Here is a 394-nt window from a genome sequence, read left to right as displayed (position 1 = left end):
ATTGAAGATAAGGAAGCGGTATATATCTCCGATCTGTCCATGCAGAATGGATTCGACGTCTTTCTGCTCGACGGGACAGAACCGGGAATCCTGGACACCAGCTTTGCTGATGACGGTTTAGGCACCTGGGCCTCCAACTACATTTATAAATCCGGAACGTTTAAACCGCTGTACTCTGATGTCGATCCGAAACGGCCGGAACAGCCAAAGGTAAATGACTGGAATGCGTCATCATCAGACAACCTGATCTGGTATGCAACCCGCAGCACGATTACGTATTACGATAACGATCTGGCTGATGTACTGATTGAAGAAGAGTATCCAACATGGATTGAGACAGGAAAAGCACTCGGTACTGTTGATAAACCCGATCCTGACCCCGACAGTAAGCCGG

The 394-nt window shown here is 48.2% G+C and carries 1 protein-coding gene; it reads left to right on the top strand.

Translation table 11 applies throughout. From position 1 onward, the window contains the following. On the top strand, positions 1-394 hold a 394-nt coding region (locus NE664_15275), incomplete at both ends, for a hypothetical protein (protein ID MCQ4727993.1).

The organism is Anaerotignum faecicola, from assembly GCA_024460105.1.
Taxonomy (GTDB): Bacteria; Bacillota; Clostridia; order Lachnospirales; family Anaerotignaceae; genus JANFXS01.
This window is presented reverse-complemented; position numbering and strand designations above follow the sequence as displayed.